At 60.8% G+C, this 12,737-nt stretch carries 9 protein-coding genes; all 9 read right to left on the bottom strand.

All coding sequences use genetic code 11. From position 1 onward, the window contains the following. Window positions 1–22: 22 nt before the first annotated feature. Window positions 23–1,093, bottom strand: coding sequence for a DUF6352 family protein (locus AC1Q5S_RS00160; RefSeq protein ID WP_422202721.1), 1,071 nt, complete (start codon window positions 1,091–1,093; stop codon window positions 23–25). A gap of 217 nt (window positions 1,094–1,310) precedes the next feature. Further along, entirely contained in the window at window positions 1,311–1,928 is a 618-nt protein-coding gene (locus AC1Q5S_RS00155; protein ID WP_492238196.1) for a 2'-5' RNA ligase family protein, read from the bottom strand. Window positions 1,929–2,155: 227 nt separating this feature from the next. Beyond that, complete coding sequence (locus tag AC1Q5S_RS00150; protein ID WP_015039749.1) at window positions 2,156–2,353, bottom strand: transcriptional regulator; 198 nt, start codon at window positions 2,351–2,353, stop codon at window positions 2,156–2,158. A 62-nt stretch (window positions 2,354–2,415) separates the two neighbouring features. Next, window positions 2,416–3,591 (bottom strand): RNA/DNA-binding domain-containing protein, encoded by a 1,176-nt coding sequence (locus AC1Q5S_RS00145; RefSeq protein ID WP_015039748.1) that lies wholly within the window; start codon window positions 3,589–3,591, stop codon window positions 2,416–2,418. Continuing rightward, complete coding sequence (locus AC1Q5S_RS00140; protein ID WP_492238195.1) at window positions 3,573–6,242, bottom strand: TrlF family AAA-like ATPase; 2,670 nt, start codon at window positions 6,240–6,242, stop codon at window positions 3,573–3,575. The genes AC1Q5S_RS00145 and AC1Q5S_RS00140 overlap by 19 nt, the downstream gene beginning before the upstream one ends. Beyond that, window positions 6,239–7,450: a GIY-YIG nuclease family protein gene (locus AC1Q5S_RS00135; RefSeq protein WP_492238194.1), complete on the bottom strand. Its 1,212-nt coding sequence runs from the start codon at window positions 7,448–7,450 to the stop codon at window positions 6,239–6,241. Before AC1Q5S_RS00135 ends, AC1Q5S_RS00140 begins: the two co-directional genes overlap by 4 nt. After that, window positions 7,443–9,497 carry a DEAD/DEAH box helicase gene (locus AC1Q5S_RS00130; protein ID WP_492238193.1) on the bottom strand — a complete coding sequence of 685 codons (2,055 nt, stop codon included), beginning with the start codon at window positions 9,495–9,497 and terminating at the stop codon, window positions 7,443–7,445. Before AC1Q5S_RS00130 ends, AC1Q5S_RS00135 begins: the two co-directional genes overlap by 8 nt. Continuing rightward, window positions 9,494–12,265: a class I SAM-dependent DNA methyltransferase gene (locus tag AC1Q5S_RS00125; RefSeq protein ID WP_492238192.1), complete on the bottom strand. Its 2,772-nt coding sequence runs from the start codon at window positions 12,263–12,265 to the stop codon at window positions 9,494–9,496. Before AC1Q5S_RS00125 ends, AC1Q5S_RS00130 begins: the two co-directional genes overlap by 4 nt. A gap of 58 nt (window positions 12,266–12,323) precedes the next feature. Continuing rightward, window positions 12,324–12,524, bottom strand: coding sequence for a methylation-associated defense system helix-turn-helix domain-containing protein MAD1 (mads1, locus tag AC1Q5S_RS00120; RefSeq protein WP_010378957.1), 201 nt, complete (start codon window positions 12,522–12,524; stop codon window positions 12,324–12,326). Window positions 12,525–12,737 lie beyond the last annotated feature (213 nt).

Raw genomic sequence — 12,737 nt, 5'->3', positions numbered from 1 at the left:
CAGCTATTTATTCAGTTGCATTTCAAGACGGAGACGCCAGCGGCAGATTGAGCAGCAGGTTCTGCGGCTTGATGCGCACCACCCCCTCGGCGTTGGTCGCCAGCCCCAGGTACACCGACTTGCCCGCGACATCGGCACGCATCTCGGCAGGATTGGCAAAGGTCAGCGTGAACAGGCTCACCAGGCGCGCCATGCGGTCGGCATCGACCGGGTGGCCCTGGTACAGGTCGTTGAGGATGGCGGTGGACTCCACATCCAGCCCCACATGCCAGCGCCAGGCGCTGTCGGTGACCTGGTGCACGGGCTCGATCTGCACCTGCACGCCCAGAAAGTGCTGTACCCAGCGCTCCAGCACCCGGGCCAGCGCCTTCAGGCCCGAGCGGGCGCTGGTCATCTTGAAGATCAACCCGTGGCTCAGGTCCTGCTTCAGCTCATGGGTCAGGTCCAGCAAAAACCGGTATCGCTCGCTGCCCTGCCAGTAGTGCGAGGCGTTGTCTGCACTGAGCACCTGCATATCGATGCGCGGCTGCAGCGCTCCGCTTTCCAGCAGAAGGCGCCCCATGTCGCCCAGTCCCGCAGTCTCGTTGAGCATGTCCAGCGTGGCACGGTCGCCCGCGATCATCTGCCCCTCGTGCAGGGTGATGCGCTGCGGCCGGAACAGCATCTCGGCGGCGCGGGCTTCGAAGGCATCGTTGCAGTCATCGAGCAAGTTGCGCAGCAGCGCCTGCACCACGGCGTCGATGAACACGGCAGGCACATTCACCGCTGCGCTGCGCATGAGCTGCAGGTAGTAGACCTCCAGCGTGCCCGCGTTCACCAACGCATCGCGAAAACGCAGGAAGACGGCGTAGTTCTCGCGCGCGTCGTCGTCCAGCAGTGCCATCAGTTCCTGCGGCGCCACAGGCCGCAAGGGCGATGTGGCCAGGGACTGGTGCAGGGCCATTTCGGCAGCGCACGACTCGGGCACCAAGGCAAGTTCGGGCCTTGCCAATACCCACCGAAAGTACGTTTCGGTCGGCACCAGCCAGCCGCGTGCGTTTCGCACGAGCGCGTGAAAGCCGCATGGGGGCCAGAAGTCTGTGGACGAATTCATATGGCAGTGCCTCCAGCTGGCACCCGTACGCAGGGAAGAAAAGTGTTCATAGAAGGTAAAGCGCGGTCCCCGGAGAGCCCCCTCGGGTCAGCGCATGGCGCGCGAAAAAGGGGCGAGTTCGGCATTGTGCCGACGGACGAGCACAAGAATGGCAAAAAGGGCTCTTGAGGCACCATGGCCAATCACCCGCGGTGGACGACGGAAAGCGCCAGCCACGTCACATGCACTGCGAGTCCTGCAACGCCCACCGTCCCAGCACCCGGTACGGCCCCGCAGAGCCGCGCAGGTTGTAAAGCAATTGGAACTCCCGCACCGTCCACCCCACGGGCTCCACCGGATGCGGCTCCACCACAGAGGGGCTGTACATCAGGGTCATGTGAGGCGTCACGGAAGGCACACCATGTGGCGCACTTGTCCCACCAGAGAATGCACTGTCCAGCGTTCCGCACAAGGAGCGGTGGAGTTCCAGAAAACCGGCCACACCGGCGCCATGGCCACACAACACCAGGGGACGCCTTGCGTTGCGCCGCTGAAAGCTCAGACAACGGTCCAGCCGCAGGGGGAATGCCGGGGCATCCACCTGTGCAGCTGCCAGGCGTGCAAGCCCGGCCTTGTGCTCTGGAAACTCAGCGTCCCACCCCAGGGACACCAGAGTGACATGCAATCGCTCCCTGCGCACCCTGCTGCCTTCCAGGTGGTGCAGAGCCATCTCCTGATCGCACAGGCGATCTGCCTTTAGCCCTGCGTCGGCGTCCGCAAGCACGGCAAAGAAAACATGGTGAGGAAGCCCCGGCGCAGACGCGATACCGGGTTGCACGGGCTGGACGTCGGGCATGAAACGCCTCCTTCAACGAGCCAAGCACCTTAGCGCGCGAGCCGGGCCCCGTCCAGCTTCCGCAGCCCTGTCGTCAGGCTGCAGGCTTCGCGCAGGCGCAAGGTCGTCTGCCGCACGGCACTGTCACTTCATTCCCACTCGATCATCTATAATCATAGAAACGTGTTAAACATCAATAGCTTACAATCAAAACTTCAACTAATGCCATGAACAATGCCATGCTCAGATCAAGAGGATGAACACTGCCTTCGCTGGTGACGGGCAATGGCCTCCTCCAGGGTCTCCCCGGGCTGCCATCCGTACAGGTCGCGGACGCTCTTCGTTCTGGCATGGCCGGGAGGCTCGAACTCGTAGCCGGCAGCAGCCATCTCGGCTGCCATGTCCTCCGTGATGAAGAAGGGTTCGTTCTCGTCGTGCTGTTTCATACTGACACCATAGTGACTTTCCAAAAAGCCAGAAGCCGCCCGCCTACTACCCAACCGATCAATCAAGATCCTCCGGCCGCCTCCAGCGCACTGGGACGCGCCACGATGGCCTTGAACAGGTTGCCGGCCCGATCATCGATAAGTTCGATCTGCGGCCATGCCCTTAGTGAGCGCAGCAGCCCGCTACCCAATCCGCGATAAGGCAGGAGCTTGGCGGCAAAGGACGCCAGGATGGGGTTGCGCATATTGGAGTTGCCGGCCTTGATGTTCTCGATAGTCAGGTTGTTGGGCAGGTGGCCAGGGCTGATGATCTCGACACGATCAGCGAAGACCAGTACGCGAATCGGCGCGCTGACGAAGTAGTCGCGGTGAATGAGGGCGTTGGCGACCAGTTCTTCCCAGACGATGCGGGGAATCTCAGGCTGCCCCTGGGAGTTGAAGCCCTGCTCGCCCTGCGCGGCGCGGGTGTTAGCGATGATAAAGCCCAGCGTCTGCTGGAACACGTCGGCCAGCTTGCCGGCGATGTCGCGGCTGTCGATGTAGCGTTCGTCCTCAATCTGGGTGCCAACAAAGGCGACGGCCTTGACGATGAAGGCGGGTAGCGCGTAGTGCGGTGATTTGGCAAACAGCAGACCGCCCGCCACGTTGAGCTGTCCCTGATTCATCAGGTTCATGTTGGTCAGCAACTGCGGCAGCGGCTGGTTATGCTGGGCGAGCGGCTCACCGAATTGCTGCTCGAAGAAGGTTTCAAAATAGGGCAGGTCCACATCGCCCGCGCTCAAGCCCGCCACGGGCGTTTCGTCGGCGTGCACCAAGCCCGCCTGCTGGAACAGGCGCTGCAATTCCTCGCGCGAGGTCGCGCGGCGCTTGTCCGAGCCGTTCTTCACCCAAATCGCGCCGTTCTTGTCCATGTAGGGCTTGTTGACGCCTTCAGCGATGGACAGCACCAGCACCGTGCCTGCCGGGTGGGGCACGTTTTCCGTGAGCGGGTTCACGGCGGGACGCACGACCTGTGAAGCCACGTTGGCGATGAGCATGTTGAGACGAGCAACGTCGGCGCCGGATAGGCCGCGCACCGAACCGTCGTCGTTCACCCCGATGAAGATGCGACCACCAGCGGTGTTGCTGAAGGCAACAATCTCCGCTGCCAAGGCGTCGGCATTGTTCATGTCCGTCTTGAACTGCTGCCGACTGTCCTCGCCCCGGCTGAGCAGGTCGATCAGCTCTGTGGTTTCCATAGGTTGTAGACCTCTTTGCGACGGTTGAAGGCTTCCTGGCCTCCTTCCATGATGTTGATGATGGCGTCCTGCACCGGGCGGGCGTCGATGCTGCCGCTTCGCGTGGCGACCTTCTCGTCCTGGTATTGGCAGGCGTGCACCTGTTCCGCGTCACCCAGCACCGGGAAGTTGGCGTTGTGGGTGGCGAAGATGAATTGGGCGTGAGGCTTCATTTCCCGTAGCAGCTTGATCACATCGTCGTAGATGGTCTGGTTGTCCAGATCGTCTTCCGGTTGGTCGATGATGATCACGTCGTTCTGGCGTTGGCTGAGCACGTACAGCAACAGCGCCGAAGCGCGCTGCCCGAGAGAGTGGTGCTTCAACTCTTTGCCGCGATAGCGGATGACGAAGCGGTTGGGCACCTGCCAAGTGACGAACTCGGTCAGGTTCTGCATGAAGGTCTTTTCGAAGACCTCGGGGGTGCTGCCGGCCTTCGCCAAGGCTGCCGGCAGGGCACGCAGGAGGCCGCCGAAATCGGCATAGTCCTCCATCACTGCGCGCAGCGTGGTTTCGCGGATGTTGCTGCCCTTGAAGAGCTGTTGCATGAAGCTGATGGCGGCTTCCTTGTCGCCCTTGAAGTCCGCTTCGATCTGCAGGGCGGTGTGGCCAGCGTTCACGCGGTCCAGCTCTACCTTGATGGTGTTGAACTCGCGTAGCCATAGTTCATTGAGTTTGTCGATCTCGGCAAACAGCGCGTCGCGGATGCTGGTCTGCTGTGATTCCTGCTTGGCCAGCGCCTGAAGCATTTGCTCCGCCTTGGTTTTGCGCTGCTGCTGGGCCAGGAAGTCGTCCGGCTGGATGGCAGTCATGCCGGTTTGCTTTAGCTCCTGAGCCAGTTGGCGCTCAACTTGTGCAAACTCCTCCTGAAGGTTCTTGCTTGCACCTTCAAATTCGCCCTGTTTGGTCTTGAGTCGAGCTGCAATGGCTCGCGCGTCTTGCTCGATCTGCTTGAGCTGATCGACCTTGGCAACGAGGTTGGAGAACTCGGCGTAGTAGGCCGTGAAGAAATCCGGGTTCTGCTTGGAAACGTAGCTCGTTGCGTTCCGCAGCTCGTCCTCATGCTCGGCAATCAGACTTCCTAGAGCGAGGATGAAGCTGTCTGCCCGCTCCATCATGCGCGCGAGCGCTGTGGCGTCCTGCTGGAAGCCAAGTCGCTTTTGGAGCTTATCGGCGACACCGTGCTCCGCGAACTTGGTCAGACGGAAGTTGGCATCATTTAGTTGGGTCTCGAAGTCGCGCTTGAGTTCGGCCGTGTTGCTGAGCTTGAGCCAGCGCTGAGCAGCGTCACGCACGCGCTGGCGTTGAACCTCTATTTCGTCACGCAGCACACGCAGCTTCTCGCCAACCAGCTTTTCCACCAGATCGGTCTCGAAGCCTTCGCCGGTGCTGGAAAGGTCCTTCTGGCCGAAGTAGATCGGACGGCGCAGTACGGTCTCCCGAATCGACACGCCGGGTTGCAACTTGCCGCCCAAATAGACATTCGGGGCTTCGCGGAAGATGCGGGAGATGGTGAATTCCTGTCCGTACACGTCACATGCTGTCAGCGTCACCTTGCCGCCACTGCCAAGGGTATGGCGGATCAACTCATCCTTGTACTTGGTGTCCTGCGCCTTCTCGCCGCGTGGAATGTCGAGGGCGTAGCGTACTGCCTCCAGGATGGATGATTTGCCGCTGCCCCGGATGCCGATCAACGTGTTGAGTTCGGAAGAGAAATGCAGCACTTGCCCGTCGAGGATGCCGCCGTCGAAGCGGATGCTGCGGATGTGCGACGCTTGATGTTTGGGCGGCTCCATGGCTACCCGCCCAGCGGGATCGCTCAAGGCAAACTTGACCGCCTCGAAGGACAGTTCGCCCAGCTTCAGGTAGCTGGCTTTGCCTCGACCGATTTCATCGACACTCTTGGGGTCGCTGCCTTCCAGTTCGGCGGGGTACCAGCTCTGTAGCCAGCTTTGAATCTTGGTGCGGCAGGGTTTGTCTTTGCCTGCGCCGTCGTGCGTGCGTACCTTCTGAAAAGCCAGCGTTCTGCGTCGGAAGAACTCGTTTTGCCCCAACTCAGTAAGCCGGCCGCCATCCAGCTCCGCCCACAGGCCACTCGGGGCTTCGACATGGGCGAAGACAAGGAAGAAGTCCCGGTGATAGCCTTCCAGCTTCTTGATGGTCTCCAGAAGCGACCATGAAGTGCGCCCGTACTCCTGCTCGTACTGCGCGGGCGTTTTACCTTCGAATGCGCTGGTCAGAAAGGGGTTGATGTAATTGTGTTCATCGATCCATTCGTCGGAGAACACAACAAGCGTGTGGATGCCATTAGCCCCGTCATTGACCGACAATTCAACGCCTGGCAGCAGCGCAATACCCTTCTTCTGGGCCGTCTTGCGCAGTGCTTTGAATTCTTCGAAGTCGAACTTGTTGTGGTTGGTGATGACGCCCAATCGGATGTCCGCTTTCTCCAACGCATCCACATAGTTGCTGTTGTAGAAGTTGTCATCGCCCGTGAACTTGAATTCTCGGTCCGCTCGGGTATGCAGATGAAAGTCAGCACGGACCCACTGCGCCCCTTCTGCAAAGACCATGGATCGAGCCTCTGACTGCTTCGGTCGCAGACTTTCCATCATGGTTCATCCTTATAGTGAATCCGCGCGTAGCCCACCAGTCGAGCGGTCTGCGGGTCATAGATAAACTCGGTGATCGATCCATCTCGAATGCGCTGAACCGCCTCGTCGATCACATGAAGTGGCACTAGGAACCATTCCTCAGGCTGCACAGGATGACCGAAGCGGTCATTGATGGTGATGTTCAACCGCGCGGGGGCGAACAGCCTGTGGAACAGGTTCTCCATCCGGGTGCGGTTGATGCCCGCGAGCTTGTAGGTCGCCACCACTTCGACCTTCGCCAGCAGGTAGGTGGCGTCGTGCTCGGCGTTGGCGATGCGCGTCTCCACCCTGCCCCCGGTCACGCCGACCTTGTGGATGATCTCGCGGTGCTGCGCGACATAGGGATGATCGGAGAGGGAGCGCAGGACGTAGATCGTGCCGCTTTCGACATCATCGGCTTCAAGCTCCCCGCCGAAGGAGAGTTGCCCGCTCTCGGGCGAGGCCAGCCGCCGCGCGGCGGGGTCGTTGTAGAACGCACGTTGGAGCGAGCGCAGCAGCAGATTGCTTTCGGTGCCGTTGGAAAAGATGAGGCGTAGGCGGCGATCTACTTCCCCTGCGGTCGTCTTCAGCGGCTCGCCGACCTCGGCAACGTAGAGCGTGATGCCATCGAGAACGAAAAAGTCCCCGGCTTCAATCGCGCGGCGGCCCGCTTCGATGGACTGGGACTGGCGCATACCGGTTTTGACCTCCGATTGCACGCGCTCGAACAAGGGTCGAAAGGTCTCGAAGTCCTCGCAGGGCTTGCGATCCGCGATCTCCTCGGCGGCACGCTTGTCGGCGCTGGTGCGGACATGGCGTAGAACTGTGATGTCGTCCGCTTCCGCTACGCCCGCCAGCTCTGCAGCCAGGTCGTCGATGTCGATGGCTTCATCTGCCGAAGCGGCAACGGCAGGCGCAGCGGCAAGCAAGCCCTGATGGTCCAGCGGCTCTAGCAGGGCGCGGCAGTCCGGGAGCGCGCGCAAACGGTCCAGACGCACGGCGTAAAGGCGCTCGAATATGTCGCGGTCCTCACCGTGCTGCGGCGCACGGCCGTGCTTTTCGGTGAAGCGTTGGATTTCCTCGAAGCCCGCGATGACGCGCTCCTCACTGGCCGGCCGTCCGCCCTTCTTCTCAGGAGGTGCGAACTCGGCAAGCTCCGCAGCGAGTTCGTCAAGATCAGAGTTACTCATAGCGTCCCTCCGCCTTGAAGCGCATGAAGGCGGCCGCGCCTTCGGCCATGCGTCGCTCCCAGGCATCCTGGGAATCGAGCGCCGGAATGCGGCCGCGCTCCTTCTTGAACTGGACGGCGCGAACGGCCATCTCCCTCGCCTCCTCCGGCGTCAGGCTCGTGCGCTTGGCCGAGATGGCCGCCGCGACCTGCTTCAAGCTGTCTTCGCTCATGGTCTTGGCAAGGATGGCGTAGGCTTCCCCGAAAGGGTTGATGCGGTCGATCAGGTCGATGTCCAACTCGCGCACGTCCATCGCGAAGCGCCGCACGCCTTCGATCAGGGCGGTGTTGGGCGACCCATCGCCCTCGCCTTCGGTTACGAGCCGCTTGGCCTGTTGCGTCAGGTTGAGGGCGGCAATGGCGTGCTGACGCACGGCCTCCTGATCCTCGGCATCAAGCTCGGGATACTTGTCCTTGATGATCTTGCCCATACGAACCTGCGTCAGCTCCTCGGGCACCAACTCCTCATCGAACAGGCCGCGCTCGATGGTGGGCTTGTCCTGCACGAAGGCCGCGATGACTTCGTTCAAGTCTTCCTGACAGATTCGCGCCGCCTCCTTGCTCTTGGGCTCGGCGAGGCCCTTGATCTCGATTTGGTACGCCCCTGTCTGCTCATTGACGCCGACATTGCAGCGGTCCGAGTCGTAGCCACCCTCGCCGTAGTTAAAACCCGGCGTCGGGCCGCTCTCGGGGTTCTTGGGCTTGAACTCGAAGCGCGGAGCAAGAACCTGCTCCATCAGCAGGCTGGCTGCGATGGCCTTCAACGTATCGTTGACGGCCTCGGTGACAGCTTCCTCGGCTGCATCCGGCTCGGCGATCAGGTTGGTGAACCTCGCGCGGGTCTTGCCGGGCGCGTCGCGGGTAGCTCGGCCGATGATCTGCACGATCTCGGTCAGGCTGGCGCGGTAGCCCACGGTCAGCGCATGTTCGCACCAAATCCAATCGAAGCCTTCCTTCGCCATGCCCAGCGCGATGATGATGTCCACATGGTCGCGGTTGTTCTTCTGCGCCGGGTCTTTGAGCGCGGCGGACACGCGGTCGCGCTTGGCAGCATCGTCATCGACGAGATCGGCGATCCGCAGCACGCGGCCATCGGGGCGCTTGACACGCTGGAAGCCGGTCGCAGGGTCGATACCTTGCCACTCCCCCAACGCCTCGATGATGTGCTCCACCTCGCGCATCTTGTCCTTCGTGCTTTCACGCGAATTGACGTTGGGGATGTGGATGATGGTCTTCTCGGCGGGATCGAGGACATTGAGGATGTCATCGACGTAAGGCCCGCTGTAGAAGAAGTAGCCGATGTCGAGTTGCTTGAGGTACTCGTAGCCGTTGAGCTGCTCGTAGTAGGTGTAGGTGACGGTATCGAACTTCGACTCATCCTGCGGTGCGAGCACGGCCTCGGCGTCGCCACGGAAGTAGGAGCCGGTCATGGCGACGATGTGCGTCTTGCCCCGCGCGAAGAACTGCCCCAGGTGCAAGCCGAGTTTGTTGTCCGGGTTCGCTGAAACGTGGTGAAACTCATCGACCGCGATCAGGCGGTCGTCGAACGCCTCTACGCCGTAGGCATCGACCGCGAAGCGGAAGGTCGCATGGGTACAGACCAGCACCTTGTCGTCGCCTTCGAGGAATGCGCCAAGCGACTTGACCTTGCCGCCGTTGTCGTTGCCTGGCGCGTTGCACAGGTTCCACTTGGGTTCGACCTGCCAGTCGGACCAGAAGCCGTACTTCGACAGCGGCTCGTCGTTGAAGCTGGCACCGATGGACTTCTCCGGCACAACGATGATGGCCTGCTTCAAGCCCTGGTTCTTGAGCTTGTCGAGTGCCACGAACATCAGCGCACGGCTCTTGCCCGATGCGGGCGGCGACTTGATAAGCAGGTATTGCTCGCCCCGCTTCTCGTAGGCCCTCTCCTGCATGGGCCGCATTCCAAGAGCATTGGCCTTGGTCGATGCGCCGTTTCGGGCGTAGGTGACGGAAACGGACGGTACGGACTTGATCTTGTCGCTCATGCGTTGGCTCCCGCTTTGCGCTTCTTGCCCTTGGCCGGTGCAGCCGAAGCGGTCATTTTGGTATAGAGGTCAAACAGCTTTTCCAGCCGCTCAGTGTCGTTCTTGAAGCGCCGACCGATGTAGATGCGCTCCAGCACTTCGTCGTTGCGCTCATGGGCGGCACGCAGGTCAGCGGGCATGTTCTCGGGGTCGTACAGGTCCGCGATGGTCGCGGGGAAGTGATGCTCCCGCGCCAGCAGGATGTCCTCCGCGCAGCGCGTGAGATCGGCCTTGTTTTTCTCGGTCAGTGTCGGCACTGGGAATGTGTGCCAGCCGAGAGTGTTTGAATAAGAAAAGTCCATTCTCATGCGGACGCATACAGTAGCAATCCAGACCAAATGCATACGGCTAGCCACGATACCGAGCAACCACGTTTCAGGCCTGTAGATCACCGCAGCCCGATCAGAAATTACTGTCGCATCATCGACAATCCCTACAGGCAGGTACGGGCGGCGTTCGGAAGAAACGCGAGGAACAATCAGCGCGCTCCCAGATCGATGAGGCGCGAAGACAAACCGATGGGGCGTGTCTGCATTCGCGTTCGCCTGCTGCCCCTTACTTTCGGCTCTGAGCTTTCGTACGTTCTCAAACCGCTCACAAATTTCGGGCACTAAGCGTGCGTCATTAACTTCCTCATCTTCAACCCACAGGCAGAAGCGTGGCACGCCATTGATGAACTCAGTGGAGCCGACATACGCTCTTATAAACCGAGCAGCTTCGGGGCGTGCCGCAACAAGGCCCTCCTTCGTGGCCCTGTCCAATATCAGGTTACCGCCATCTGTAGGCTTGTTTCCGTAGTCCATCCGAGGCAAGCCATTTAAGGGTCTAGGAGCCTTTTCAACGATGATGTTTCCGACTGGAATCAGGTAAGGTCCGATGCTGTCTACGACGCGCTTTTCATCACCCTCAAAAAGAGTTTTCTTGCTCGAACGCGCGGATGCGATGCCAACAATAACTACAGTCACGCCCGCGTTTGCGGCCGCCAGATTGCTCCAGTGAAAGGGTCGGTAAGCGAAGGATATTTCCAGGCCTTGACCAAAGATCAGAGGCCATAGCATGGCGACTTGCTCGCCTTGACAAATCGACTTAGTGGCGACAAACGCACAGCAACAATCGGGTACGGCGTGAAGATAATCTGCAGCCTTCAAGTACCAAGCGGCGACATAGTCCAAGTCCTTGAAACTAGGCGCGCGACCAGAGAATAAGGCCGCCAAGTCGTCTTGCTGCTCCTTGTCTCTCCATCGACTGCCGAGATAGGGGGGATTGCCACAGATATACGTCTCGCCCCCCTCGTTCTCGAAGTCGATCTCGGCTTGATCTAGCGGCGTGCGAAAAAGATCATCGGCCTGCACCTTCACTCCGGTACCAGCTGGCGGGCAAATGCTCAGCCAGTCCAGCCGCAGCGCGTTGCCGCAGGTGATCCAGTTCTCATTGCGCAGTGGCAGAAACTCGGCCAGGGCCAGCTTCTGGCCCCGATACAGCACATCGCACTGATACTCAGCAATGACCAGCGCAAGGCGGGCGATTTCCGCCGGGAAATCGCGTAGCTCGATCCCGCGAAAGTTGGTGACCGGGATTTCTGATGCACGATCCGGCTCGCCGCGCCGCCGGTTGATCTCGGCCTCGATGGCGCGCATTTCCTTGTAAGCGATGACCAGGAAGTTGCCCGAACCGCAGGCCGGGTCGAAGACCCTGATCTTGGCAATGCGTTTGCGCAGGTTGAGCAACATGCGGGCGTTATCATCCGCTTCCTCCAGCTTCTCCCGCAGGTCGTCGAGGAACAGCGGATTGAGGACTTTGAGGATGTTGGGGACACTGGTGTAGTGCATCCCCAGCTCGCCGCGCTCCTCGTCTTCGGCGACGGCCTGGATCATCGAACCGAAGATGTCGGGGTTGATCTTGGTCCAGTCCAACCCTCCGACGTGCAGCAGGTAGGACCGGGCGATCTTGCTGAACCGCGGCACCTCGTCGCCGCCGGAGAACAACTGCCCGTTGACGTAAGGGAAGTCTTCGGCCCACCGGGGAATCTTGGCTGCTGCCCGGTCGTCGCGCTTGGTGTTCATGGCGCGGAACAACGTGGCGAGAACCTCGTGCGTGTTCGATGAGTCCCTGGCGCTCATCTGCGCGACGGTTTCGGTGAAGCGGCCCTTGCCGACGAAGATGTCGGTGTCCTCGGCGAAGAAGCAGAAGATCAGCCGCGCCATGAACTTGTTCATGTCGTGGCGACGCTCCGCCGTGCCCCATTCCGAGTTGTCCTTCAGCAGTTCGACGTACAGGCGATTCAGGCGGCTGGTGGCCCGGATGTCGAAGGCGTTCTCGCTGATCTGGCGGACGGTGCTGATGCCCGCCAGCGGCAGGAAGAAGCCGAAGTGGTCCGGGAAGTCCTTGAAGGCGCAGGCAACGGTCTCTCCGCTGGTCAGGTCTTCGGCCTCGAAGTCCGTGCCGTCGGTGGCGAGGATGAACTTCGCCTTGGCCTTGGCCGTCGCCGGGCTGGCCTTGAGGGCGGCCAGCGTCTGCGTGACCCGCCCTGCGTCGCAGGTCAGGATGTGGATGTTGTTGGTTTGGAGAACACCGCCGAGGTCAGACTTGTTCGACGCCCCCGCGCGGAGGCGCTTGATGGTCGTCGCCTTGTTGCCAAAGGCTTCAAGGAAGGCGTAGGGGAACTCTGCGGGGTCAAAGGGCTGCTCCGCAAGGTCTGTAATGGCCTGTTCGATTTCTACGGCGTTCATGGGCGTGTAGCCCCCTCTCGGGGCGAGGCAGCCTGATTGCTGTCGTTTTTCGGGGCGCTCATGTCTTGTCCTGCGTTTTCTCGGCTATCTGCGCGGCAATCCAGCGATCCAACTCGCTGCGACGAAACCGCCAGGTGCCGCCCAGCTTGAATCCCGGTATCTCCCCCTGCTGGGCCAGCCGGTAAACGGTCTTCTTCCCTGCCTTGAGGTAGACCGCCACTTCATCCAGCGTGAGAATTTCGCTATCAGGTTGGTTCATGTCAGGCGGCTCGCTTGGTGTCGCGCGGCGAAGTCTTCCAAAGTTTGGCCAAGTTTACCATCTGATCCACCCAAATGAACCCCGAATCTCATGTGCGCGAAGCCATAGATTCGGCCGGCGCCATGCGTTGCGGCAGGCTCGCTGCACCGGCTCGATGGCAAGGCCATGTGCTTTAGCCACCAGGTCGTAGATGGTTTACGCCAGAAGGTGGTC

Source organism: Acidovorax sp. GW835-FHT14B10 (assembly GCF_058793725.1).
The sequence above is the reverse complement of the archived record's forward strand: the minus strand, read 5'-3'. Positions and strand labels throughout refer to the sequence as shown.

Coding starts and splice junctions, on each gene's coding strand:
- AC1Q5S_RS00150 (WP_015039749.1), bottom strand. CDS start 2,353: ATGAAACAGCACGACGAGAACGAACCCTTCTTCATCACGGAGGACATG.
- AC1Q5S_RS00125 (WP_492238192.1), bottom strand. CDS start 12,265: ATGAACGCCGTAGAAATCGAACAGGCCATTACAGACCTTGCGGAGCAG.
- AC1Q5S_RS00135 (WP_492238194.1), bottom strand. CDS start 7,450: ATGAGTAACTCTGATCTTGACGAACTCGCTGCGGAGCTTGCCGAGTTC.
- AC1Q5S_RS00145 (WP_015039748.1), bottom strand. CDS start 3,591: ATGGAAACCACAGAGCTGATCGACCTGCTCAGCCGGGGCGAGGACAGT.
- mads1 (WP_010378957.1), bottom strand. CDS start 12,524: ATGAACCAACCTGATAGCGAAATTCTCACGCTGGATGAAGTGGCGGTC.
- AC1Q5S_RS00155 (WP_492238196.1), bottom strand. CDS start 1,928: ATGCCCGACGTCCAGCCCGTGCAACCCGGTATCGCGTCTGCGCCGGGG.
- AC1Q5S_RS00130 (WP_492238193.1), bottom strand. CDS start 9,497: ATGAGCGACAAGATCAAGTCCGTACCGTCCGTTTCCGTCACCTACGCC.
- AC1Q5S_RS00140 (WP_492238195.1), bottom strand. CDS start 6,242: ATGATGGAAAGTCTGCGACCGAAGCAGTCAGAGGCTCGATCCATGGTC.
- AC1Q5S_RS00160 (WP_422202721.1), bottom strand. CDS start 1,093: ATGAATTCGTCCACAGACTTCTGGCCCCCATGCGGCTTTCACGCGCTC.